The following is a 23,896-nucleotide window of genomic DNA, read 5'->3' as shown; positions in this document are numbered from 1 at the left end:
GAAGCTAAGCCTCTCAGCGCCGATGGTACTGCCCTGGAGACGGGGTGGGAGAGTAGGACGCCGCCGGACAACCATTCTGGAACGGGGGTCGGAGCCATTGGCTCCGGCCCCCGTTTCTGTGTGTCCGGCCCATTCCGGCGCTCAGCCGAGTGTCCTGCTCCCGACCGAGGTACTGACGACGACATGACATCTCCCCGACGTGGCTCCACCGGGCGTGGCCGCCCCGACGGTCAGGACTCCCGCGGTGGAGCAGGACCGCGGCGTGACGACCGGACCGGTGGCCACGCCGGTCGCAGCGGTCCTGCCGACCGGCGATCCGGCACTGGTCGCGACCCGGCTGCCGGTAGCGGTACGGACCGGCCCCGCGGAGAGCGGAGTGGCCGTCCCGTCGCAGGGGATCGCCGCGGCGGAGAGCGCCAGGACCGTCGTCCCGGGGCCGATCGCTCCGAGGGCTCGTGGCAGGACCGTCGTCCGGTGGCGCGCGGCCGGTCCGAGGGCAGCCGGCAGGACAGGCGTCCGTCTGCTCAGGGCGGACAGGGCTCGTGGCGAGACCGCCGGCCGGGCGCCGACCGGCCGGAGGCATCCTCGCGAGGGCGGGGCACGGGCACGGAGCGTCCTGGAGGCGCCGAGCGGGACCGTCGTCCCGCGTCCGGGGACCGTCCGGGCTACGACCGTCGTCCGTCGACCGGGGACCGTCCCGGCTACGACCGCCGTCCGGCCTCGGGGGACCGGACGGGGAGCGACCGGCGTCCCGCGTACGGGGATCGAGCCGGTCATGACCGTCGTCCCGCTTCGGGGGACCGGGCGGGCGGCGACCGTCGTTTGGCCGGCGGCGACCGGAACGGCGGCTGGCGCGACCGTCGTCCCGCCGGAGACCGGACGGAGGGGGCGTGGCGCGACCGCAGGCCCGCGGACGGCGACCGCCCCGAGAGCTCGTGGCGCGAGCGCCGATCGACGGGGGACCGTCCCGGCGGTGACCGTGCCCGCGGCGGGCGGGGCGCGGGCCCGCAGAGCGGCCACCGGTCCTGGCAGGACCGGCGTCCCGGTGGTCCCACGGGAGAGCGGGACCAGTCGGGCGGCCGTCCGGGGAGACCCGCGGCGCAGCGTGCGGACGAGCGTGGCCGGGGTGCGGGCCGCCCGGCAGCCGCCGGCCGTCCCGACCGCGCAGGAGGCAGCAGCTGGCGGGACCGGCGCCCTGGGGACGACCGCAGGGCTGGGTCCGCAGGACCGGCCCGCGTCGACCGCACGCCGCCCGTCCCGCCGGGGCCGGAGCTGCCGGAGTGGGCCGACGCCCGCGAGCTGGATCCGGCGGTCCGTGCGTCCCTGCGCGGCCTCGACTCGCGGAACGCCGAGACCGTGGCCCGCCACCTGGTCGTCGCCGGCAACCTGGTCGACGAGGACCCCGAGCTGGCCCTGGCGCACGCCCGGGCCGCACGCGACCGCGCGTCCCGGATCGCCGTGGTCCGCGAGGCCGTGGGCGTCGCCGCGTACCACGCCGGTGACTACGCAGAGGCCTCCCGCGAGCTGCGGGCCTACCGCCGCATGAGCGGCGACGAAAGCTACCGCGCCGTGCTCGCCGACTGCGAGCGGGCGCAGGGCCGTCCCGAGGTGGCGCTGCGGCTCGTCCGGGAGGCGCTGGCGGAGCACCCCGACCGGGCCGAGACGGTGGAGCTGCAGCTGGTCGAGGCCGGCGTCCGGCAGGACCTGGACGAGGTGCCCGCGGCGCGCCTGGTGCTCGAGGGCGCGCTCGGCGGACGGCCCTCCCCGACCGGCGTCGACCTGACCGACGAGAGCACCCGCCGCCTGGCCTCGGCCTACGCCGACCTGCTCACCGCGACCGACGACCCGTCCGCCGAGGCCTGGCGGGACGCCGTGGCCGCCGCCGCGCCGGAGGAGGACGACGACGTCGCGTTCGGCGAGGAGGAGCTGCCGGTCGCGGACGAGCACCTCGTCCCGGAGGCCGTCCAGGACGAGCCCGCCACCGGGCGCGACCCCGCGTCGGACGCCGCGTCGGACGCCGGTGAGGCCGACCGGGAGGACCCGGACTCCGGCGGGACCGGCACGGACGACGCCGAGGCTCACACCGATGCCGAGGACGGAGCGGACGACGCCGAGTACGGGACCGGGTCGGACCCGGCCTTCGACGAGGACGTCGAGCGGGAGGTCGCCGAACTGCTGGGCGAGGTCGAGCCGCCCACGGGGGACGACCCGGGGCACTGACCTCCGACGGTCGCGGGACCGCCGTCCACACCGGGGGCGGCGGTCCACAGCAGCGATCGCCCTACCCCCGGCGCGCCGTCGCCGGGGAACGCTGCCGTCATGAGCGTGGCAGTGATCGACCGGAACGACGTGGTGCTCCGGGGCCGGGTCTCGGCTCCCGCGGAGCTGAGGCCCCTCCCGAGCGGGGACACCCTGGTGACCTTCCGCCTGGTGGTGCGCCGGCCCGAGCCCAGGACCCGGGGCCAGTCGGTGGGCGTGCTCACCTGCATCACCTACGACCGTGCCCTGCAGCGGCGGATCGCGGCCTGGGAGGCCGGGGACGTCGTCGAGGTCGAGGGAGCGCTGCAGCGTCGGTTCTGGCGGACCCCGGGGGGAACGGCCTCGGTGTGCGAGGTCAACTGCCGGCGCGGCCGCAAGGTGCCCCGCTCCGGCGCCGGTGGGACGGTGCGGACGGCGTGAGCGCCGGCGGACCGGGCGAGTGGGGCGGCTCAGCCCGCGTGCGGGCGCAGGACCAGCCCGGTCCGCGGCTTGGGGACGAACAGCGTGGACTTGCGCGGCATCCGGGCCCCGGCCCGTGCGACCGCGGCGACGTCGGTGGGGGAGGGCGCGCGCAGCAGCAGGGCCACCCCGTTGCGCCGGGCGGCCAGGCCCAGGGCCTCGGGGACGTCGTGGGCGACCAGGACCGAGGCGGGGTCGTCCGGGCGGCGCCACAGGTGCCCGATCAGCCCGGTGGTGGCCAGGACGACGTCCAGGCCGCGCCAGGCGGAGGGGGCCTCGGCCGGGATCGTCTCCCGGACCTCGGCCGACGGTCCCGACAGGCGCACGAGCCGGCGGCCGTCGCTGAGCAGGAAGAGCGCCTCCTCGCCGGCCTGCGCGGACCGGACGGCGTCGGCGAGTGCATCGGGATCGGGCCCGGCGGGGACCTCGGTGACGGTGAACCCGTGGGCGGCGGACTCCACGGCCGCGTCGAGGGAGAGGTCGGGCACCACCCGGTGGATCGCCTCCACCCGCAGCCCGCCGGAGCCCATCGGCGTGAGCAGCGCCAGTACGCGGCAGTCACCGTCGGGATGGGTGCGGTGCAGTGCCCGCGCCGCGGCGAAGCGGTGGTGGCCGTCGGCGATGACCGCTCCGGTGCGGGCCAGGGCCTCGGGCAGACGGCCGAGGACGTCCCCCCCGGCGATCCGCCAGAGGCGGTGGCGGACACCGTCGGTGTCGGTGAGCTCCATGGTGGCCGGGCCGGACAGCGCGGCGCGGGTGAGCGCGGCCACCTCGGGCTCGGGGTCGTGGGCGAGGACGATCGGCTCGAGGTCGGTGGCCGTGGCCTCCAGCAGCGCCCGCCTGCCCTCGACGGCGGCCGGGAAGGTGTCCTCGTGCGGCAGCACCGCCCGTCCGCCCGCGGCCGCCACCGCCACGGCGCCGAGCCACCCGACCGTGGCGGCTCCCTCGGCGGGCTGCATCTCGTACAGCCAGAGGGCCGGGGCGTCGTCGCGGACGAGCACGCCGGCGTCCTCCCACGCGCGCAGCGTGCGCGCCGCACGGGCCGCGGTGTCCTCACCGGCGGCGACGGCGGGGAGCCCGGCCGCACCGGCGGTGCCCGGTCCGGACGTGCCGCCCGGCAGGATGAGGCGGACGATGTTGTGCGGATCGGCGGCGGCCAGCCGCTCACGGCCGTCCGGCGTCACCAGGTCGTAGGCTGGCGAGCTGACGCGGGCCAGGTGGCCGGGGTCGTGCTGCCGGTAGGTCAGCGCCCGGAAGGGCCGGACGTCCAGTCCCGTCGCGGGAAGGGGCGGGGTGTCCGCCGACGACGAGTGCACGACGGGATCGTAGGAGCCGCCCGCCGGGCGCTGCCGCGGCGGCCGGTTCCGCGGTGCCCGCCCGGCGGCGTGCACCCGAGCGCCACGAGCGGGAGGACAGCGGTGTCGACAGCAGGCTCACCCGAGCAGGACCTGCCCGGGGAGGGGATCCCGGCGGGCGGGGTCTACGAGTGGTACCGGCGCGGGCTGGACCTGCTGGCCGGCGGGGACCCCGCGGCGGCGGCGACCCTGCTCGCCAGGGCGGCGGAGGCCGAGCCGGGCTCGCGCAGCGTCCTCGAGGCCCTCGCGCGCGCCCAGTACGACGCCGGGCGCTACAGCGACGCCGTCGACAGCTTCGCCCGCCTCGCCGCGGTCAACCCCACCGACGACTACGCGCAGTTCGGGCTGGGCCTGGCCGCCAGCCGGGCCGGCGACCTCGGCCTGGCCGCCGAGCACCTCGCCCTGGCGGTGGCCATGCGCCCCGACCTGGCGCACTACGCCCGCGCGCTGCGCGGCGTCCGGGCCCGGCGGGCCTCGGACCGGGGGCCCGCGTGACCGGCTCCACCCCGGCCGGCCCGGTCCCGGCCGGCGCGGGCACGGGCCGGCGGCCGGGCCTCGCGGCCGGGAGCGCGCGCCCACCGGCCGAGGTCCACGACGTCGCGCTGCTCGACCTCGACGGCGTGGTCTACGTCGGGCCGGACGCGGTGCCCGGCGTCCCGGCGGCGCTCGCCGTGGCGCGGGAGCGCGGCATGCGGCTGGGCTTCGTGACCAACAACGCCGCCCGCCCGCCGGAGGAGGTGGCCGGGCACCTGTGCGACCTCGGCGTCCCGGCCGTCCCCGACGAGGTCATCACCAGCGCGCAGGCGGCCGCCTCGGTCGTCGCCGGGATGCTCGGGACCGGCGCGCGGGTGCTGCCCGTGGGCGGCCCCGGCGTCGCCGCGGCGCTGCGGGCGGCCGGTCTGACCGTGGTCGGGACCGCCGAGGACGGCCCCGAGGCGGTGGTGCAGGGCTACGGCCGGGAAGTCGGCTGGGCGCAGCTCGCCGAGGCCGTCGTCGCCGTCCGCAACGGCGCGCGGCACGTGGCCACCAACACCGACGCGACGATCCCGTCGCCGCGTGGCCCGCTGCCCGGCAACGGGGCGATGGTCCGCGTCGTCCGGGACGTCGCCGGCAGCGAGCCGCTCGTCACCGGCAAGCCGGACCCGGCGATGCACGCCGAGTGCGTCCGCCGAACGGGAGCCGACCGCCCGCTGGTGGTCGGCGACCGGCTCGACACCGACGTCGAGGGCGCCCACCGGGCGGGCGCGGCGAGCCTGCTGGTGTTCAGCGGGGTGACCGACCCGGCCCTCCTGCTGGCCGCCGGCCCGCCGCACCGGCCCGACCTGATCTCCGCCGACGCCGGCGGGCTGCTGGTGCCGCATCCTCCGGTCACCGGCGGGGACGGGGCGACCTGGACCTGCGGGCGCTGGGCGGCCACCGCCGGGGACAGCGGTCCGCTCGAGTTGCGGGCCACCGAGGGGGAGGACGGGGACCCCGGGGACGGGCTGGACGGGCTGCGCGCCCTGTGCCTGGCCGCCTGGGCGCGCGCTCCCGAGGGCTCCGCGCCGCAGGTGCGGGCCGCCGACGGCGAGGCGCGCCGGGCGCTCGCCGCGTGGGGCCTGGCAGCACGGTGAAGGCGTCGCGGACGAGCTGCCCGGGCGGCCGTCGGGGCCGGTCGCGACGCCTCGGCGCGGCCCTCGCCGTCGTCCCCGGCCGGTACCCTCGCCAGCCGAGGACGCAGCAGTCGCCAGTCCCGTGCCCGCCGTCCGGCGGCCGTGTCCCGCACCCGTCCGAGAGGCCAGCGCCATGACCGAGCCGAGCCGGCCGCACCCGGTCCCGGGCCCGCCGCGGCCCGGTCCCGGCGGCGCCGCCGGCCCGGTACGGCCCGCCGGCGATCCGGCTCCCGACGGCATCGCGGGGCGGTTCGCCGCTCTCGCCCAGCGCCCGGTCGGCGAGCACGTCGCCGTCTTCGAGGCCGAGCACGACCGGCTCACGCGCGAGCTCGGCACGATCGACCAGCTCTGATGCCGCGCCGCAGCCGACTCGACGCCGAGCTGGTCCGCCGGGGCCTGGCCCGCTCCCGCGAGCACGCCGTCGAGCTGATCAGCGAGGGGCGGGTCGCCGTCGCGGGGCGCGCCGCCACCAAGCCGGCCACCGGCGTCGAGGCGGGCACGCCGGTCGTGGTGCGCACCGACCCCGACGAGCACCGCTGGGTCTCCCGCGGCGCGCACAAGCTGCTCGGCGCGATGGACGCCTTCGCCGTCCCCGTCCAGGGCCGTCGCGCCCTGGACGCCGGTGCGTCGACCGGCGGTTTCACCGAGGTGCTCCTGACCCGCGGCGCGCGCGAGGTGGTCGCCGTCGACGTCGGCTACGGCGAGCTCGCCTGGTCGCTGCGCACCGACGAGCGCGTGCGGGTGCTGGAGCGCACCAACGTCCGCACCCTGACGCCGGAGCAGATCGACGGCCCGGCCGACCTCGTGGTCGCCGACCTGTCGTTCATCTCGCTGCGGCTGGTGCTGCCGGCGCTGACCGCCTGCGCCACCGAGGGCGCCGACCTGCTCCCGATGGTGAAGCCGCAGTTCGAGGTCGGTCGCGAGCGGCTGGGCTCCGGCGGCGTCGTCCGCGACCCGTCGGCCCGCGCGGCCGCCGTCCTCGAGGTCGCCACGGCCGCGGCCGACCTCGGCTGGGGCACCGCCGGCGTCGTCGCCAGCCCGCTGCCCGGGCCGGCCGGCAACGTCGAGTTCTTCCTGTGGCTGCGGCGCGACGCCGGCCGTCCGGACGAGGCGGACGTGCGCCGCGCCGTGGAGGAGGGGCCGCGGTGAGCAGGCGGGTCCGGGGGACCGGCCGGGCACGGACGCCCGCACCGGGGGACGCTGGGGACGAGCGCCGGGGGAGCACGGGCAGGACCGACGGGCGCAGGACCGGCGCACCGCAGAGCGAGGAGGACCGATGAGCGAGGCCGGCCAGGGCGGTTGGCGTCCCGGGGGCGGTCGGCACGTGCTGCTGGCCGTGCACACCGGGCGGCAGGACATCACCGAGCTGGCCCGCAGCTCCGCCGCGCGGCTGGCGCGCGCCGGCATCACCGTGCGCGTGCTCGACGACGAGGCCGAGGCGCTCGGGATCGAGGGCGCCGAGGTCGTCCCCGCCGACGCCGAGGCCGCGCGGGGGGCCGAGATCGTCATGGTCTTCGGCGGAGACGGCACCTTCCTGCGCGCCGCCGAGCTGGCCCGCTACAGCCACGCCGCGCTCATGGGCGTCAACCTCGGCCGGGTCGGCTTCCTCGCCGAGACCGAGCCCGAGGCGGTCGAGGAGACGCTGACGGCCATCGAGCAGTGCGCGTACTCCGTGGAGAAGCGGCTGGCCATCGAGGTCGACGTGCTCGACGCCGCGGGCAACGTCGTCGGCGGGACGTGGGCGCTCAACGAGGTGTCGGTGGAGAAGGCGCAGCGCTCGCGGGTGCTCGACGTCGTCATCTCCATCGACGGCCGGCCGCTCACCAGCTTCGGCTGCGACGGCGTCCTGTTCGCCACCCCGACGGGCTCGACCGCCTACGCGTTCTCCGCCGGCGGCCCGGTGGTGTGGCCCGACGTCGAGGCGCTGCTGCTGGTCCCCACCAACGCCCACGCCCTGTTCTCCCGGCCCCTGGTCACCTCACCGGACGCGGTGCTGTCGGTGGCCATCCCGCCCGACGGCAACCGCGCCCGCGTCTCGGCCGACGGCCGGCGCGCCCTCGACGTCCCCGACGGCGGCCGGGTCGACGTCCGGCGGGCCGCCCGCCCGGTGCGCATCGCCCGGGTGCACCCGGCCACCTTCGGCGACCGGCTGGTCGCCAAGTTCGGGCTGCCGGTGCGCGGTTTCCGCGACGCCCACCGGCACGACCCCGGTCACGAGCTGCCGCCCTCGCGCAACGTGCTCGCCCGCGACGTGGTGTCCGTGTCCGGCGACGACAGGGGCCGCGACGGCGCGGGCCGGGGGGAGGTGCGCGGTGGCACCGCGGACCCCGACGCGTGAGCGCGCCGGCCGGGCCCGCAGCGCACCGGCCGGGACCGCACCGGCCGACGCGACACCGCAGGGGGCCGAGGTCACCGCGGAGCCGGGCCGAGCCGCTCCCCGCACCGGTCACGGCCGGGGCCGGCTGACCGAGCTGCGCATCCGCGGCCTGGGCGCCATCGACGACGTCACCCTCGAGCTCGGCCGTGGCCTCACCGTGGTCACCGGTGAGACCGGCGCGGGCAAGACGATGGTCGTGACCGGCCTGACGCTGCTCTTCGGCGGCCGCGCCGACCCCGGACGGGTGCGCGCCACCGGCCGTGCCGGCGTGGAGGGCCGCCTCGAGCTGCCGCCGGACTCCCCGGTGTGGACGCGGGCCGCCGACGCCGGCGCCGAGCCCGACGACGACGGCAGCCTGATCCTGGCGCGCACGGTCAGCGCCGAGGGCCGCTCGCGCGCGCACCTGGGCGGGCGCAGCGTGCCGGTGGGCGTCGTCGCCGAGCTGTCCGAGGGGCTGCTGGCCGTGCACGGGCAGAGCGACCAGCTGCGGCTGTCCCGCCCGGCCGAGCAGCGCTCCGCCCTGGACCGCTACGCCGGCGCGGCGCACCTGCGGCTGCTGGACACCTACCGCGCGGCGTACGCCCGCTGGCGGGAGCTGGCCGCCGACCTCGACCGCCGCCGCGGGCAGGTCCGCGAGCTGGCCCAGGCCGCCGAGGTGCTGCGGCGCGGCCTGGAGGAGATCGAGGCGCTGGCGCCCGAGCCGGGCGAGGACGAGGCGCTCGACGCGCAGGCCACGCGGCTCGGTGACGCCGACGCGCTGCGCGCCGCCGTCGACGAGGCGCGGATGGCGCTGGTCGGCGACGTCACCGGGGACCTCGGCGGCGAGGGGCTGCCGCAGGACGCCACCGCCGCGCTGGCCACCGCCGAGCGCGCGCTGGCCGTCACCGACGACCCCGCGCTGGTGCTGCTGGCCCGCGACCTCGCCGACGCCGTCGCCGTGGTGTCCGACGTCAGCGTGCAGCTGGCCGGGTACGTCGCGGACCTCGACGCCGACCCGGCCCGCCTCGCCGAGGTGCTCGACCGGCGCGCGGCGATCACCGCGCTGGTGCGCAAGTACGCCGACCCGGGGGAGGGGCTGGCCGGCGTCCTGGCGTGGGCCGAGGACGCGCGGGGCAAGCTGTCGGCGCTCGACGTCTCCGACGAGGCGCTCGAGGCGCTGGCGGCTGCCCGCGACACCGCCCGCGCGGAGGTCGACGACCTCGCCGCCCGGATCTCCGCCGGCCGGCGGGCCGCCGCCGACGGCTTCGCCGCCGAGGTGGGCGCGGAGCTCGCCGGCCTGGCGATGAAGAGCGCCCGGGTGTCCTTCTCGGTCGACAGCCACCCCGACCAGCCCGGGCCCGAGGGCATCGACGAGGTGGCGCTCCTCATGGCCGCCCACCCCGGCGCGCCGCCGCGGCCGGTGCACCGCGGTGCCTCCGGCGGTGAGCTGTCCCGGGTGATGCTGGCGATCGAGGTCGTCTTCGCCGGCGCCGACCCGGTGCCGGTGATGGTCTTCGACGAGGTCGACGCCGGCGTCGGCGGGCAGGCCGCGGGGGAGATCGGCCGGCGGCTGGCGCGGCTGGCGCGCGACCACCAGGTCGTCGTCGTCACCCACCTCGCGCAGGTCGCCGCGTTCGCCGACACCCACCTGGTGGTGGACAAGTCGCCGGACACCGCGGCCGGCGTCACCGCCACCGACATCCGGGCCGTCGACGGCGAGGACCGGGTGCGCGAGCTCGCCCGCATGCTCTCGGGCCTGTCGGACAGCGACACCGGCCAGGCGCACGCGCGCGAGCTCCTCGCCGTCGCCGCCGCGGCCCGGGAGGGGTGAGCACGCCGACCGGTGGTACACGACCGGGTGGCGGTACGCAGGAGTGTCGATCGTGCGACGGGGGTAGGTCGATCCCGTGCGCGACGATGCCCCCGCCTTCACCGTCCCCGTCCCGGCCCCCGCCGTGCAGCTGCTCGGAGCAGCCCGGTGAGCTGCTTCAGCTCCGCCGACGAGTCGGCGCACTACGGCTTCTCCGTGTGCATGCTGCTGCAGCAGTACCGCGAGCAGCTGGGCTGGGAGGGCGTCCCCGTCGTCGAGCTGGGCACCGGTGACGCCACGGCGATCGCCGACGTGGTGGCCGGCGTGCCCGGGCTGCGCATCCGCAGCTACGACATCAGCGCCGACTCGGTGGAGTCGGCGCGGGCCAACATCGCCGCCCGCGGGGTCGCCGACCGCTACACCGTCGAGCTCGGCGACTTCTTCGACCAGGCCGACGCAGCGGGCGGGGAGCCGGTGACCACCGCGATCTCCAACCCGCCCTACATCCCCGCGCCCGACCGGGACATCCTCATGCCCGAGCTGTGGGGCGGCGAGCGAGGCAACGACCTCACGCTGCAGCTGCTCAAGGCCGGCTACCAGCACGTGGTCACCGCGATCGCCAGCTACGCCGACCCGGTCACCACCGTCGGCACCGCAGCCGACCTCGGCTACCGGGTCGTCAACTTCCTCGCCATGGGTCTGGACTACGGGCCCTACAGCAGCGAGCCGAAGGTCCGCGAGCAGATCCGGAGGATCGTCGCCGAGGGCCGCGGCTGGGCCGGCGACGACGAGTACATGGTCGCCGTCGCGCTGTTCACCCGGGACCCGGAGATCCCCGGCGACCGCGGCGACCAGCTGCTCCGCGCCCTGCAGCTGCCCGCCTGAGCGCCCCGGGGCGGCCCCGCGGCGGGGGTCCGCGTCAGCGCCGCTTGGCGTATCCCGCCAGCCCGAACTGCAGCAGCGACAGGCCGCGCCGGCCGGCCGTCCGCAGCTCGTCGGCCAGCGCCGGCCCGGTGACGCCGGCCAGCACCCGGTCGCGGGCGAGCTCCAGCAGCCGGCCGTAGAGCGCCGTCACCGCCGCGGCGGTCAGGTCGGGCTCCACCGCGCCGTCCCCGGCGCCGGTCTCCGCGCGGATCTGCGCCGACAGCGCGGCGGTGATCTCGCCCAGGATCTCCCGCTCCCGGGCCTGCAGCGTGCGCGAGCCGCGCACCACCCGGGCCATCGCGGCCACCCCCTCGGCGGCCTCCGGCGACCCCAGCATCGACATCGCCCGGACGACGAAGGTGCCGGCCGCCGCGGCCACCGACTCCCCGGCGGGCCGGGTGGCGACGGCGTGCAGCAGTGCCGAGCGCATCGGCGGGTCGGCGGAGAGCACCAGCCCCTCCTTGACGGGGAAGTGGTTGAACACCGTCTTCTCCACCACGCCCGCCCGCTGCGCGATCTCCACGACGCTGACCGCGTCGAAGCCCCGCTCGGCGAACAGCTCGGCGGCGGCGTCGACGATGCGGTCGCGCGTCTCCAGCCGCCGGCGCTCGCGGACGCCGGAGCCGCGCCGCTCGCGGCGGCCCGGCCGGTTCCCGCCGGCCGGCCGGCCGGGGTCGGCGGCCGGAGCCGCCGGCGGTGCGGGCGGCGTCCCGGGCACCGCGCGGATCACCGGCGCGGGGGCCGGCATCGGGGCGGACAGCGGGGCGGCCCCCGGCGCGGACGGGTCGGCGGGCATCGCCTCGGGGCCTTCGTCCGCGGCCCCGGGACGGGTCGCCGGGACGATGGCAGCAGGAGCCCCACGAGTCACATCGACGAACGCTAGACAGCGGAGCCGGGGACTCCGGCGGTGCTGGTGGGGCGCACGCGCCGGGCGTGTCGCGCTCTCCGTGGTGTCGGACACCCTGCGTGACCGGATCGTTGCCGGAGCGCGTCGGAGGAGAGCCCCGCAGAGCCTGCGTGGGACCATGCACGAATGCGCATCGGCACCCTGCGACGGAGCCGGGCCCAGGAGGCGGCACCCGGGGTGAGCGGCACCGTCCGGCTGGACCGTCGCACGAAGAACCTCACCAAGCGCCTGCGGCCCGGCGACATCGCCGTCATCGACCACGTCGACATCGACCGCGTGAGCGCGGACTCGCTGGTCGCCGCCAAGGTCGGCGCGGTGGTCAACGCGGCGCCGAGCATCTCCGGCCGCTATCCCAACCTCGGCCCGGAGATCCTCACCGCCGCCGGCATCCCGCTGGTCGACGGCGTGGGCAAGGACGTGCTCGGCGCGCTCAAGGAGGGCGCGCAGGTCCGCGTCGAGGGCGACACGCTCTTCGGCCCCGACGGTTCCGCCGTCGCGCAGGGCACCGAGCAGACCCCCGACACCGTCGCCGCCGCGATGGCCGAGGCCAGGGCCGGGCTGTCCACGCAGTTGGAGGCCTTCGCCACCAACACGATGGAGTACATGAAGCGCGAGCGCGCGCTGCTGCTCGACGGCGTCGGCGTCCCGGACGTGAGGACGGCGATCGAGGGCCGGCACGTGCTCGTCGTCGTCCGCGGGTACGACTACAAGGAGGACCTGCAGGCGCTGCGGTCCTACATCCGCGACTACCGGCCGGTGCTCATCGGCGTCGACGGCGGCGCGGACGCGCTCATCGAGGCCGGCTACCAGCCGGACATGATCATCGGCGACATGGACTCGGTCAGCGACCACGTCCTGCGCAGCGGCGCCGAGGTCGTCGTGCACGCCTACGTCGACGGCCGCGCGCCCGGCCTGCAGCGGGTGCAGGACCTCGGGGTGGACGCGATCACCTTCCCGGCGGCGGCCACCAGCGAGGACATCGCGATGCTGCTGGCCGACGAGAAGGGCGCCAAGCTCATCGTCGCCGTCGGCACGCACGCCACGCTCGTGGAGTTCCTCGACAAGGGCCGCGGCGGCATGGCCTCGACCTTCCTCACCCGCCTGCGGCTGGGCGGCAAGCTGGTGGACGCCAAGGGCGTGAGCCGGCTCTACCGCAGCCGCATCTCGACCGCGGCGCTCGTCGTGCTGGTGTTCGCCGCGCTGGTCGCCATCGTCGCCGCCGTGGCCGTCACCACCGCCGGGCGGATCTACCTCGACCTGCTGGTCGACCAGTGGGACAGCTTCGTGTTCTGGTTGGAGAACCTCTTCTCGTGATCGACTTCCGCTACCACCTGGTCTCCCTGATCGCGGTCTTCCTCGCGATCGCCCTGGGGCTGGTGATCGGCGCGACCCAGCTGTCGGGACCGCTGCTGGACAACCTGGAGGGGCAGGTCACCGCGCTGCAGGAGGACAAGCGCGAGCTCGAGGACACCACCCAGACGCTGCAGACGCAGGTCGACACCGACCAGGCCTTCGAGTCCGCCGTCGCCCCCGCCCTGGTGCGGGGCGCCCTGACCGGCCGCAGCGTGCTGCTGGTGCTGGCCTCCGAGGACGTCACCACCGACACCGTCGAGGAGGTCACCGCGCTGGTGACCGAGGCCGGCGGCACGGTGACCGGGCAGATCTCCCTGACGCCGGAGTACGGCGACCCGGCCAGCGAGCCCGGCCTGCAGAGCTACGTCACCGGCCCGGGCCGCCCGGCCGGCACCGAGCTGCCGGAGACCGACGACACCGGCCAGCTGGTCGCCGCCCTGCTCGCCCAGGTCCTCATGGTCCCGCCCGCCGACGGCGCGCCGGCGCCCGACACCGCGGCCCTCTCCACGGTCCTGGCCGGGCTCCAGGCCCTCGACGTGCTGTCCCAGGACTCCGCCTCGGTGACGCCGGCCGACTCCGCCGTGGTCCTCACCTCCGGTGCACTGTCGGGCGACGACGCCGCCGACCGCAACGGCACGCTGCTGGACCTGGCCACCGCCCTGGACGCCGCGGGCTCGGGCGTCGTGGTGGCCGGCGATCCCGGGTCGGCCGGGGAGGACGGCCTCGTCGGCGCGGTCCGCGCGGACCCCGAGGTCGCCACCGCCGTCTCCACCGTCGACAACGTGACCAGCCCCTCGGGCCAGATCAGCACCGTGCTGGCGCTGGGCAGCGAGCGCGAGGGCACCTCCGGCGCGTACGGCACCGGGGAGGACGCCCAGCCGGTCCCGCCGGTCCCGGCCACGACCCCGTGAGCGTGGGCCCGGGGAGGGTGCGCCCGGGAGGCGTGCGCCCGCTCCTCGTCCTGGCCGGGGCCGCCGCCGCCCGTGCCGGCCTGGCCGCGGCGGGCGCGCTGGACGCCCGCCCGGCCGGGGCGCCCTGGCGGCGCACCAACTACGCCGGCCGCCCGGTGAGCCTCCTCGGCGGCCCCGCGCTGGCCGCGGCCGCCACCGCCGGCGCCGTCCTCGGCGCGCCGGCCGGCACGCGGGGTGCGGCCGCGGTGGCCGGGGTGGTGTCCGGGCTGGTGGGCGGCTACGACGACCTCGCCGGCGCCCGCCCCGAGCAGGCGCGGGACAAGGGCCTGGCCGGGCACCTCGCGGCGCTGCGGGCCGGGCGGGTGTCGGCCGGTGCGGTGAAGGTCGCCGGCATCGGCGCGGCCGCCGCGGTCGCCGCGCTGCTGACGCGCCGGGACCGGGACCTCGGCGACACCCGCCGGACCCGGGCGGCCGTCGACGCCGTCCTCACCACCGGCCTGGTCGCCGGGACGGCGAACCTGGTCAACCTGCTGGACCTGCGCCCCGGCCGGGCGGCGAAGGCCGCGTCGATCGCCGCCGCGGCCACCCTGCGCGGGCCGGCCGGTGACCTGGTGGCCGGGCCGCTCGGCGCGGCGCTGGCGGTGCTGCCCGCCGACCTCGGCGAGCGGGTCATGCTCGGCGACGCGGGGGCCAACTCCGTCGGCGCGCTGCTCGGCCTGCGGCTGGCCGCCGTCCCCTCGCGCCCGGCACGCGCGGGCCTGCTGGCCGCGGTCACCGCGCTCACCCTCGCCAGCGAGCGGGTCAGCTTCACCCGGGTCATCGAGGCCACGCCGGGCCTGCGGGAGCTCGACCGGCTCGGCCGCCGCCGGGCGTGACCTCCGCGGGGCCGACCGTGTCGGGGCGGCGCGTGGCGCAGGGCGTCGCCGGCGCCGCCGCGCTGATCGCCGTCCTCACCGTGCTGGCCCGGCTGGCCGGCTTCGGGCGCACGCTGGTCTTCACCAACGCCGTCGGCGCCGACAGCACCGGCGACACCTACACCGCGGCCAACACCGTCCCGAACATCGTCTTCGAGGTGGTCGCCGGCGGGGCGCTGGCCTCCCTCGTCGTCCCGATGCTGGCGGGGGGCATCGCCGCCGGCGACCGCGAGCAGGTGCGCCGGACCGCCTCGGCGCTGCTGGGCTGGACGCTGCTGGCCCTCGTGCCGCTGGCCGTCCTCGTGGCCGTCCTGGCGCACCCGATCGCGGCGCTGCTGCTCGGTGGCGGCACCGCCGCCGAGGTCGACCTGGCCGCCCGCTTCCTGCTCGTGTTCGCCCCGCAGGTCGTGCTCTACGGCCTCGCCGTCGTGGGGACCGGCGTGCTGCAGGCGCACCGCCGCTTCGCCGGGCCGGCGATCGCGCCGCTGCTGTCCAGCCTCGTCGTCGCGGGGGCCTACGCCGGCTTCGCCTGGATGGGCGGCGCCCGGGAGGTCGGGGACCTGACGACGCCGGCCGAGCTGGTCCTCGGCGTCGGGACGACGCTCGGCGTGGTCGCGCTGGCGCTGGCCGTCCTCGTGCCGGTGCGGCGGCTGCGCCTGGGGCTGCGGCCCTCGCTGCGCTTCCCCGTGGGCGCCGCGCCGCAGGTGCGCCGGCTCGCCGTCGCCGGCGTGCTCACCCTCGCCGGGCAGCAGCTGGTGGCCGCGGTCGCCATCCGGCTGGCCGGCGCCGGGCCCGACGGCACCCAGGTCGCCTACACCGCCGGGCTGACGCTCTTCCTCGTGCCGTGGGCCGCGGTCGCGGTGCCGCTGGCCACCTCGGCCTATCCGCTGATGGCCGAGCGCGCCGCCGCCGGGGACCTGCCCGGCTACCGCCGCGCGCTGGCCCCGGTGACCACGCTGGTGCTGGTGGCCAGTGCGGTCGCCGCGGCGGTGCTGGCCGCCGTCTCCGGGCCGATGGCGCGGGTCTTCCTCGTCGGCGGGGAGGCCGACCGCGTGGCCGCGGTGCGCGACACCGTCGTGGCCTTCGCCCCCGGCCTGGTCGGCTACGGCCTGGTCGCGGTGCTCACCCGCGCCCTCTACGCGCGCGGGCTGTGGCGGGCGCCCACCGCCTGCGTCCTCGGCGGCTGGCTGCTCGCCGTGGCCGCCGACGTGGCCCTGGCCGCGGCCCTGCCGGACGCCGACCGGGCGCTGGCGCTGGCCGCCGGGCACAGCGTCGGCGTGACCGCAGCCGGGCTGGGGCTGCTCGCCGTCACCGCGCGGACGGCAGGGCCCGGCGGGCTCACCGGCGTGGCCCGCTGCGGGCTGCCCGCGCTGCTCGCCGGCGGCGCGGGGGCGGCCGCCGGCCTCGCGCTGGCGCGGGCGCTGGGCGCCGACCCGGTGCCCGGCAGCTCGCTGACCGGCGCGGTGGGCGCCGGGCTGCTGGTGGCGGCGGCGGTGACCGTGGTGGCGGCGGCGGTCATGATGGGGACGGCGCGCCGGCCCCTGCTCGCGGCGGTGCGCGCGTTGCGGACGCCCGGGGGGACGGAGGTGCACGGTGGCTGACTCGCGACCGCTCGACGGCCGCCGGGTCGCCGAGGTGCTGGCCACCAGCACCGGCGGCGTCGGCACCCACCTGCGCTCGGTGCTGCCCGCCCTCGCCGCGGCGGGGGCGGAGGTCACCGTCTGCGGGCCCGCGGCCACCGACGCGCTGTTCGGCTTCGGGGCCGCCGCCTCGTTCTGGCCGGTGGGGATCTCCGCCGGTCTCGACCCGGTCGCCGACACCCGCGCGGTGCTCGCGCTGCGTCGCGCCGCCGCCGGCGCCGACCTCGTGCACGCCCACGGCCTGCGGGCCGGGCTGGTCGCGGCCGCCGCCGTGCGCAGCGGCGCCCGCCGCCCGCTGGTGGTCACGCTGCACAACGCGCTGCCCGACCGCTCCGGCCCGCTGCGCCGGGTGCTGGCCTCCGCCGAGCGGGCCACCGTCCGCGCCGCCGACGTGGTGCTGGCCGCCTCGGGCGACCTCGCCGCCAACGCCCGCCGGCTGGGTGCCCGGGACGTCCGGGTCGCCCCGGTGTCGGCGCCGTCCCTGCCGCCGGCGCGACGGTCCCGCGAGGAGGTCCGCGCCGGCCTGGGGCTCGCCGACGGGCGGCCGCTGGTGCTCGCCGTCGGCCGGCTGCACCCGCAGAAGGGCTACGACGTCCTGCTCGACGCCGCCGCCACCTGGGCGGCGCGGCCGGACCCGCCGCTGGTCGTCATCGCCGGGGACGGCCCGCTCGAGGGCGAGCTGTCCGCCCGCATCCGGTCGCAGCGGCTGCCGGTGGCGCTGCTCGGCCGCCGCGACGACGTCGCCGACCTGCTCGCCGCCGCCGACCTCGTCGTGCTGCCCTCGCGCTGGGAGGCCCGCTCGCTCACCGCCCAGGAGGCGCTGCGGGCCGGCACACCCCTGGTGGCCACCCGCACCGGCGGGCTCCCCGAGCTGCTCGGCGACGCTGCGCTGCTGGTGCCCCCGGGCGACGCCGCCGCGCTGGCCGGCGCGGTCCGGGACCTGCTCGCCGACCCCGACCGGGCCGCGGCGCTGACGCGGGCCGGCCGGGAGCAGGCCGCGGGCTGGCCCGACGAGGCCGCCACCGCCCGCACGCTGGTCGCCGTCTACCGCGAGCTGCTGGGGCCACCGCGGTGAGGCGCGCCGCCGTCCTGCTCCTCGCCCTCCTGTGGCTGCTGGTCGCCGGGACGCCCGCGGCCGCCGCGGCGGAGGAGGCGGCGGAGGACGGCTGGCGCGCCGACCGGGTGCTCGTCGTCGGCGTCCCCGGCCTGGTCTGGGACGACGTCGACCCCGACCGCACCCCGGCGCTGTGGCAGCTGGCCGACACCTCGCCGATCGGCTCGGTGTCGGTGCGCGCGGCCCGCTCCACCACCTGCCTGCTCGACGGGTGGGCCACCCTCGGCGCGGGCAACCGGGCCCGCTTCCCGGCGCCCGACGAGCTGCTGCCGATGGTCCCGCTGCCCACCGTGCCGCTGCCCGGGGAGACCCCGGGCAGCGGGGGCGAGCCGGGGGCGGCCCCCGCGGAGGCGCCGACGCCGGCCGGGCCGCCGGCCAGCCCGGAGCTGTCGCACTGCGGCCTGCAGGAGCGGCTGGCGCAGGTCGGCCTGGCCGATCCGCTCAGCGCGGTGCGCGCCGTGGCCGAGGACGGCGCCAGCGCCCGCTTCGGCGCCGAGCCCGGGGCGCTGGGGGCCGCCGTGGGCTGCGCGACGGTGGTCGGCCGGGCGGCCGCGCTGGCCGTCGCCGCACCCGGTGTCGGGCTCACCCGCGAGGACGGGCTCCCGGTCGACGACGCCGCGCTCGCCGCGCTGCTGGAGCCCTGCCCGCTCACCCTCGTCTCCCTCGACGGGCTGGTCGACGCCGGCGTCCCGGCGCCGGAGGGCAGCGAGACCGGCACCGACCCGGGCAGCCGCGAGGCGGCGCTGACCGCCATCGACACGCAGGTCGCGCAGCTGCGCGCCGCCGTCGCCGCGCTGCCGGGGGAGACGCTGCTGCTGCTGCAGGGGATCTCCGAGGTCAACGACGGGCGCCCGCAGCTGCACGTGGGCATGGCGTCGGGCCCCGGGTTCACCGACGCCGGCTGGCTGTCCTCGGCCAGCACCGGCCGGGCGCCGTTCACCCAGCTCATCGACGTCGCCCCGACCGCGCTGCGCGCCCTGGGCCTGGAGCAGCCGGCCTCGGTCAACGGTCAGCCGCTCACCGTCGCCGAGGGGCGCCCGGGCACCGCCGAGGCGGTCGCGGAACTCGACCGGGCGAACACCGCGGCGGTCACCCACCACCGCAGCACCGGCACGTTCTTCGTCGGCCTGGTCGTGGTGCAGGCCGCCGTCGTCGTCCTGGGGATGCTCGTGCTCGGCCTGACCCGCGGCGCCCGCGTGCGGCCCTCGCGGGCCCGCTGGCGGCCGGTGCTGCGGCTCGCGGCGCTGGCGGCCGCAGCGCTGCCGGTGGCCACCCATCTCGCCGGGCTGGTGCCCTGGGAGCGCGCCGGGTCCCCGCGGTGGGCGCTGGCCGGGTCCCTGCTGCTGGCCGACGCCGCGGTGGTGGCACTGGCGGTCCTGGGACCGTGGTCACGACGGGCGGGGCGGCGTCGTCGCCTCGGGCCGCCGCTGGCCGTCCTGGCCGTCACCGTGGCCACTCTCGTCGGCGACGTGCTCACCGGCTCCCCGCTCGAGCTGAACGCCCTGCTGGGCTACGACGCGATCGTCGCCGGGCGGTTCACCGGCTACGGCAACCTCAGCTCCGGGCTGCTCTGCTCGGCCGCACTGGTCGGCACCGCCGTGGTCGCCGCCCTCGCCGGCCGGCGGGCGGGCAGCGGCCGGGACGACGGCGGGCGGCGCGCGCGCCGGGTCACCGGCGCCGTCGTGCTGGTCGTCGGGCTGGTCACCGTGGCCGTCGTCGGCGCGCCGGGCCTGGGCCGCGACTTCGGCGGCGTCCTCGCCGTGCTGCCCGGCTTCCTGCTGCTGGCGATGCTGCTCACCGGCGTGCGCGTGACGGTCGTGCGGCTGGCCGCGGTGCTGGCCGCCGGGGTGCTCGCCGTCGGGACGCTGGCGTTCCTCGACTGGCTGCGGCCGGCCGCCGAGCGCAGCCACCTCGGCCGGTTCGTCGAGCAGCTGCTCACCGGCGAGGCGTGGACGGTCGTCAGCCGCAAGGCCTCGGCCAACCTCGGCATCCTGTTCGGCTCGGCGCTGGCCTGGATGCTGCCCGTCGCGCTGGTCGCCGCGATCTGGCTGGTACGGCGGCACCGTCCGCGCGGACCCGGCCTGCTGCGCGACGGCGGCTCGGGACTGCGCCCGGCCGACGCCGCGGTGCTGCGCGCCGGCCTGCTCGCCGCGGCCCTGAGTCTGGCCCTGGGCGCCGCGGTCAACGACTCCGGGGTGGCTCTCCCGGCGACCGCCGCGGCGCTGCTGGTGCCGCTCCTGGTGGACCTGGCGGCCACCGCCCGTCGCGGGCGCACGCAGGTCCCCGACGGAGTGCCGGAGGAGGGGGACGACCGTGTTACGGTCGGTTCCCGTGGGTCGACCTGGAACACCTGACCAGTCCGCATCGCGTCGCCTCCTCCACAACTCCCAGCCGACGAAGTTCGTCTTCGTCACCGGCGGGGTCGTGTCCTCCCTCGGCAAGGGCCTGACGGCGAGCTCGCTCGGCGCGCTGCTGTCCGCCCGCGGGCTGCGGGTCACGATGCAGAAGCTGGACCCCTACCTGAACGTCGACCCGGGGACGATGAACCCGTTCCAGCACGGCGAGGTGTTCGTGACCGAGGACGGCGCCGAGACCGACCTCGACGTCGGTCACTACGAGCGCTTCCTCGACACCGACCTCGGCGCCCGCTCGAACGTCACCACCGGGCAGGTGTACTCCGACGTCATCGCCAAGGAGCGGCGCGGGGAGTACCTGGGTGACACCGTGCAGGTCATCCCGCACATCACCAACGAGATCAAGTCGCGGATCATGGCCGCGGCCGAGACGGGTGCCAGCGACGACGACGGCATGGACGACGGCCTGGCCGACGGCGTGGACGTCGTCATCACCGAGATCGGCGGCACCGTCGGCGACATCGAGTCGCTGCCCTTCCTCGAGGCCGCCCGGCAGGTGCGCCACGAGATCGGCCGCGACAACTGCTTCTTCCTGCACATCTCGCTGGTGCCCTACATCGCGCCCTCGGGGGAGCTGAAGACCAAGCCGACGCAGCACTCGGTGGCCGCGCTGCGCAACATCGGCATCCAGCCCGACGCGCTGGTGTGCCGCGCCGACCGCGAGATCGCCACCGGCCTCAAGCGCAAGATCAGCCTGATGTGCGACGTCGACGCCGAGGGCGTCATCTCCTGCCCCGACGCGCCGTCGATCTACGACATCCCCAAGGTGCTGCACCGCGAGGGCCTCGACGCCTACGTCGTCCGCCGGCTGGGCCTGCCCTTCCGCGACGTCGACTGGACGGTGTGGGGCGACCTGCTCGAGCGGGTGCACCGGCCCAAGCAGACGGTGACGATCGCGCTGGTCGGCAAGTACGTCGACCTGCCCGACGCCTACCTGTCGGTCACCGAGGCGCTGCGGGCCGGCGGCTTCGCCCACCGCAGCCGCGTGCAGATCCGCTGGGTGCCCTCCGACGACTGCCAGACCCCCGAGGGGGCGGCCGCGGCGCTCGGCGACGTCGACGGCGTGTGCATCCCCGGCGGGTTCGGCGTGCGCGGCATCGAGGGCAAGCTCGGCGCGATCCGCCACAGCCGCACCAACGGCATCCCGACCCTCGGGCTGTGCCTGGGCCTGCAGTGCATGGTCATCGAGTACGCCCGCGACGTCGCCGGGATCGAGCAGGCCAACTCCGCCGAGTTCGACCCCGACACCCCCGACGCGGTGATCGCCACCATGGCCAGCCAGGTCGACGTCCTCGCCGGCGAGCGCGGCCTCGGCGGCACCATGCGGCTGGGCAGCTACCCGGCGCACCTGCAGAAGGGGTCGCAGGCCGCCGCGGCGTACGGCTCGACCGAGGTCACCGAGCGGCACCGGCACCGCTACGAGGTGGCCAACGCCTACCGGGACCGGCTCACCGAGGCCGGCCTCGTGTTCAGCGGCACCTCGCCCGACGGCCTGCTGGTCGAGTTCGCCGAGCTGCCGCGCGAGGTGCACCCGTTCTTCGTCGGCACCCAGGCCCACCCGGAGCTCAAGAGCCGGCCCACCCGCCCGCACCCGCTGTTCGCCGCGTTCGTCTGCGCCGCCATCGACCGCGCCGAGTCCGCGCGGCTGCCGGTCCCGATGGACGAGGTCGAGAAGGTGGGGATCTGAAGTGACCGAGCCGGCCGCCGAGGGCGACTACCGGGTCCTCGGCACCGAGACGGTCTACGACGGCCGGGTCATCACGCTGGTCAAGGACACCGTGGCGATGCCCGGCGGCGGCGACAGCGTGCGCGAGGTGGTCCGCCACCCGGGCGCCGTCGCGGTCGTGGCGCTGACCGACGACGGCGAGGTCGTGCTGCTGCGGCAGTACCGGCACCCCGTCGGTGGCTACCTGTGGGAGCTGCCCGCGGGCCTGCGCGACGCCGACGGCGAGCCGCCGCTGGAGACCGCCAAGCGGGAGCTGGCCGAGGAGGTGCGCATGGCCGCCGAGCGGTGGTCGCTGCTCACCACCACGTTCAGCACGCCCGGCTTCTGCGACGAGCTGGTGCTGGTCTACCTCGCCGAGGGCCTGTCCGACGTCGACCGGCCCGAGGGCTTCACGGTGGAGCACGAGGAGCTCGACATGACCGTGGAGCTGGTGCCGCTGGCCAGGGCGGTGCAGCGGGTGTTCGACGGGGCGATCCGCAACTCCGCCGCCGTCATCGGCCTGCTCGCCGCCGCGCAGCACCGCGCCGCCGGGACGACCCTGCGCCCCGTCGACGCCACGTAGTCGCCCTCCATCGGTCGAGATCGCGTGATCTCGACCGGCGGCCCGGCGTGTCGGGTACGAGATCACGTGATCTCGACGGGGACTGCGGTCAGCCGATGACGACGGCGGGGGACCAGCCGACCTGCTCGTACTCCGTCACCTGGCGCTCGGCGTCGAGGACGAGCTCCTCCAGCCAGAACACGTAGGCCACGCCGCTGGTGAGCCCGCCGATGCCCGCGGTCACCTCGCCACAGCCCTCGCGCTGGCCGACGGTCACCTGCGGCGGCGCCGGCTGCACGCCGGACACCAGCTGCTGGCTGACCGCGGTCACCCGATAGCCCTGGACGGCGTCGCGGCCGTCGGCCTGCCAGCTCACCGTCGCCGACCCGGGCCCGGGCACGACCCCCGGCGGGACCTGCCGGAGGCTGCCGTACCCGCCGCACTGCGCGGGCGGGGGCGTGGTCTGCAGCGGCACGCCGTACGGGACCATCGGCGTCGGGAGCTCGACCTCCAGCCGGCGCGGGACGGGCAGCGCCAGCACGGGGGTGTCGACGACCGGGTCGGGGACGGCGGTGACCGGCCGCGGGGCGTGGACCACCCGGCCCGGCGCGGGGCCGTCGGCGGTGCCGGCGTTGCGGAACGGCGCCCAGGAGGCGGTCACCTGCGCGGCGAGGTCCGTGGCCGGTGCCGACAGCGCCACCAGGCCGACCGCCGCCACGGCGGCCACGCGCGTGGCGACCCCGCCGGCCGAGGGACCGCGTCGGCCCCGCCGCCGCGGCCGCGTGCGTCCCGTCCGTCCCACGCCCACCTCCCGGATCACCCGGGGACATCGGCACCGGAGGGCGCGTACTCAACCCGAGCGCGGCGGCGTGCTCGCCCCGGACCCCGCGGCGTCGGGCGCGGGCAGCCGCAGCCCCAGCCGGCCGGCCTCCAGCGCGGCCAGCGCCCGCACCGCGGCCGGGTCGCCGGCCCGCCACGCCGCGCCGGTCCCGGCCGGCAGCGCGGCGAGCCGGGGGAGCGGGGCGGTGGCGACGGCGCGCGCGGCCAGCAGCTCCAGGTCGGGCTCCGCGCGCCCGGCGAGCCGGGACACCGCGCCCGCCTCGCGCACCCACCCCACCCGCCAGGGCAGCCACCGCGCGAGCAGCCAGCCCACCGGCAGCACCACCAGGACGACGGCGAGCACCGTGGCCAGCGTGCCGACGGCGTCCTGCGCGGACTGCCCGGCTCCGCTCACCGACCCAGCGGCGGTCCCCAGCGCGTCGAACGGCGCGGACAGCTCGTCGCCGACCACCGGCACGTCCTGCGCCGCCGACGCCGCCGAGCCCATGCTGTCGGCCACCGACGAGCCCAGGTCCTCCACCGCCTGCCCCGGCTCGGCCAGCACGAGCACCGCGCCGTGCACCACTCGCGCCACGACCACCCACAGCACCGCCCACGCCAGCAGGCCGACGTCGGCGAGCACCTGACCCAGACGGTGATCGGGCCGGGAGGCGTACAGGCGCATCGCGGGGTTCCTCCTCCTGGGGGACGACCCGGCCATCGTCGGCGCTGCGGCCGGTCG

21 protein-coding genes are annotated in these 23,896 nt (G+C 77.8%); 17 read left to right on the top strand and 4 right to left on the bottom strand.

Features of this window, described 5'->3' with window-relative positions; genetic code table 11:
* The first annotated feature begins 1,356 nt into the window (after positions 1–1,356).
* Positions 1,357–2,220 (top strand): tetratricopeptide repeat protein, encoded by an 864-nt coding sequence (locus HLV61_RS15755; RefSeq protein WP_369257036.1) that lies wholly within the window; start codon positions 1,357–1,359, stop codon positions 2,218–2,220.
* A 99-nt stretch (positions 2,221–2,319) separates the two neighbouring features.
* On the top strand, positions 2,320–2,679 hold the full coding sequence (locus tag HLV61_RS15750; RefSeq protein ID WP_369257034.1) for a single-stranded DNA-binding protein: 360 nt from the start codon (positions 2,320–2,322) through the stop codon (positions 2,677–2,679).
* A 29-nt stretch (positions 2,680–2,708) separates the two neighbouring features.
* On the opposite strand, the gene HLV61_RS15745 is transcribed toward HLV61_RS15750, so the two are convergent.
* Positions 2,709–4,034 (bottom strand): DUF1015 domain-containing protein, encoded by a 1,326-nt coding sequence (locus HLV61_RS15745; protein ID WP_369257032.1) that lies wholly within the window; start codon positions 4,032–4,034, stop codon positions 2,709–2,711.
* A 102-nt stretch (positions 4,035–4,136) separates the two neighbouring features.
* Between HLV61_RS15745 and HLV61_RS15740 the strand changes: the two genes are divergently transcribed.
* The 7 genes from HLV61_RS15740 (at position 4,137) to HLV61_RS15710 (ending at position 10,776) form a co-directional block, all read left to right on the top strand.
* On the top strand, positions 4,137–4,568 hold the full coding sequence (locus tag HLV61_RS15740; RefSeq protein WP_369257030.1) for a tetratricopeptide repeat protein: 432 nt from the start codon (positions 4,137–4,139) through the stop codon (positions 4,566–4,568).
* Complete coding sequence (locus HLV61_RS15735; RefSeq protein WP_369257028.1) at positions 4,565–5,686, top strand: HAD-IIA family hydrolase; 1,122 nt, start codon at positions 4,565–4,567, stop codon at positions 5,684–5,686. Before HLV61_RS15740 ends, HLV61_RS15735 begins: the two co-directional genes overlap by 4 nt.
* A 172-nt stretch (positions 5,687–5,858) precedes the next feature.
* Positions 5,859–6,077, top strand: coding sequence for a hypothetical protein (locus HLV61_RS15730; RefSeq protein ID WP_369257026.1), 219 nt, complete (start codon positions 5,859–5,861; stop codon positions 6,075–6,077).
* Positions 6,077–6,874 carry a TlyA family RNA methyltransferase gene (locus HLV61_RS15725; protein ID WP_369257024.1) on the top strand — a complete coding sequence of 266 codons (798 nt, stop codon included), beginning with the start codon at positions 6,077–6,079 and terminating at the stop codon, positions 6,872–6,874. The genes HLV61_RS15730 and HLV61_RS15725 overlap by 1 nt, the downstream gene beginning before the upstream one ends.
* Positions 6,875–7,001: 127 nt before the next feature.
* Complete coding sequence (locus tag HLV61_RS15720; RefSeq protein ID WP_369257022.1) at positions 7,002–8,063, top strand: NAD kinase; 1,062 nt, start codon at positions 7,002–7,004, stop codon at positions 8,061–8,063.
* Positions 8,038–9,912, top strand: a complete 1,875-nt coding sequence (gene recN, locus HLV61_RS15715; RefSeq protein WP_369257020.1) for a DNA repair protein RecN — start codon at positions 8,038–8,040, stop codon at positions 9,910–9,912. Before HLV61_RS15720 ends, recN begins: the two co-directional genes overlap by 26 nt.
* Before the next feature lie 147 nt (positions 9,913–10,059).
* On the top strand, positions 10,060–10,776 hold the full coding sequence (locus HLV61_RS15710; protein WP_369257018.1) for a methylase: 717 nt from the start codon (positions 10,060–10,062) through the stop codon (positions 10,774–10,776).
* 34 nt (positions 10,777–10,810) lie between these two features.
* Here the strand turns inward: HLV61_RS15710 and HLV61_RS15705 are convergent, their stop codons facing one another.
* Complete coding sequence (locus HLV61_RS15705; RefSeq protein ID WP_369257016.1) at positions 10,811–11,611, bottom strand: TetR/AcrR family transcriptional regulator; 801 nt, start codon at positions 11,609–11,611, stop codon at positions 10,811–10,813.
* Between the two features lie 288 nt (positions 11,612–11,899).
* On the opposite strand from HLV61_RS15705, the gene steA reads away from it, so the two are divergent.
* Genes steA through HLV61_RS15665 form a run of 8 tightly spaced genes read left to right on the top strand, consistent with a single transcriptional unit; the run spans position 11,900 to position 22,356 of the window.
* Positions 11,900–13,036, top strand: coding sequence for a putative cytokinetic ring protein SteA (gene steA, locus HLV61_RS15700; protein ID WP_369257014.1), 1,137 nt, complete (start codon positions 11,900–11,902; stop codon positions 13,034–13,036).
* Positions 13,033–13,986 carry a copper transporter gene (locus HLV61_RS15695; RefSeq protein WP_369257012.1) on the top strand — a complete coding sequence of 318 codons (954 nt, stop codon included), beginning with the start codon at positions 13,033–13,035 and terminating at the stop codon, positions 13,984–13,986. The genes steA and HLV61_RS15695 overlap by 4 nt, the downstream gene beginning before the upstream one ends.
* 32 nt (positions 13,987–14,018) lie before the next feature.
* Complete coding sequence (locus HLV61_RS15690; protein ID WP_369257010.1) at positions 14,019–14,861, top strand: hypothetical protein; 843 nt, start codon at positions 14,019–14,021, stop codon at positions 14,859–14,861.
* Positions 14,862–14,893: 32 nt separating this feature from the next.
* Entirely contained in the window at positions 14,894–16,501 is a 1,608-nt protein-coding gene (murJ, locus tag HLV61_RS15685) for a murein biosynthesis integral membrane protein MurJ (RefSeq protein WP_369257008.1), read from the top strand.
* A complete protein-coding gene (locus HLV61_RS15680) occupies positions 16,494–17,615 on the top strand; it encodes a glycosyltransferase family 4 protein (protein ID WP_369257006.1) in 1,122 nt (373 codons plus the stop codon). The genes murJ and HLV61_RS15680 overlap by 8 nt, the downstream gene beginning before the upstream one ends.
* Entirely contained in the window at positions 17,612–20,008 is a 2,397-nt protein-coding gene (locus HLV61_RS15675) for a hypothetical protein (RefSeq protein ID WP_369257004.1), read from the top strand. Before HLV61_RS15680 ends, HLV61_RS15675 begins: the two co-directional genes overlap by 4 nt.
* A complete protein-coding gene (locus HLV61_RS15670) occupies positions 19,986–21,755 on the top strand; it encodes a CTP synthase (protein ID WP_369257002.1) in 1,770 nt (589 codons plus the stop codon). Before HLV61_RS15675 ends, HLV61_RS15670 begins: the two co-directional genes overlap by 23 nt.
* 1 nt (position 21,756) lies before the next feature.
* Positions 21,757–22,356, top strand: coding sequence for an NUDIX domain-containing protein (locus HLV61_RS15665; RefSeq protein WP_369257000.1), 600 nt, complete (start codon positions 21,757–21,759; stop codon positions 22,354–22,356).
* An 88-nt stretch (positions 22,357–22,444) separates the two neighbouring features.
* Here the strand turns inward: HLV61_RS15665 and HLV61_RS15660 are convergent, their stop codons facing one another.
* Together HLV61_RS15660 and HLV61_RS15655 are read right to left on the bottom strand one after the other, a co-directional pair.
* Positions 22,445–23,062: a hypothetical protein gene (locus HLV61_RS15660; RefSeq protein ID WP_369256998.1), complete on the bottom strand. Its 618-nt coding sequence runs from the start codon at positions 23,060–23,062 to the stop codon at positions 22,445–22,447.
* A gap of 123 nt (positions 23,063–23,185) precedes the next feature.
* Positions 23,186–23,839 (bottom strand): hypothetical protein, encoded by a 654-nt coding sequence (locus HLV61_RS15655; protein WP_369256996.1) that lies wholly within the window; start codon positions 23,837–23,839, stop codon positions 23,186–23,188.
* Positions 23,840–23,896: the final 57 nt, after the last annotated feature.

Source organism: Geodermatophilus amargosae (genome assembly GCF_041028265.1).
Taxonomy (GTDB): domain Bacteria; phylum Actinomycetota; class Actinomycetes; order Mycobacteriales; family Geodermatophilaceae; genus Geodermatophilus; species Geodermatophilus amargosae_A.
This window is presented reverse-complemented; position numbering and strand designations above follow the sequence as displayed.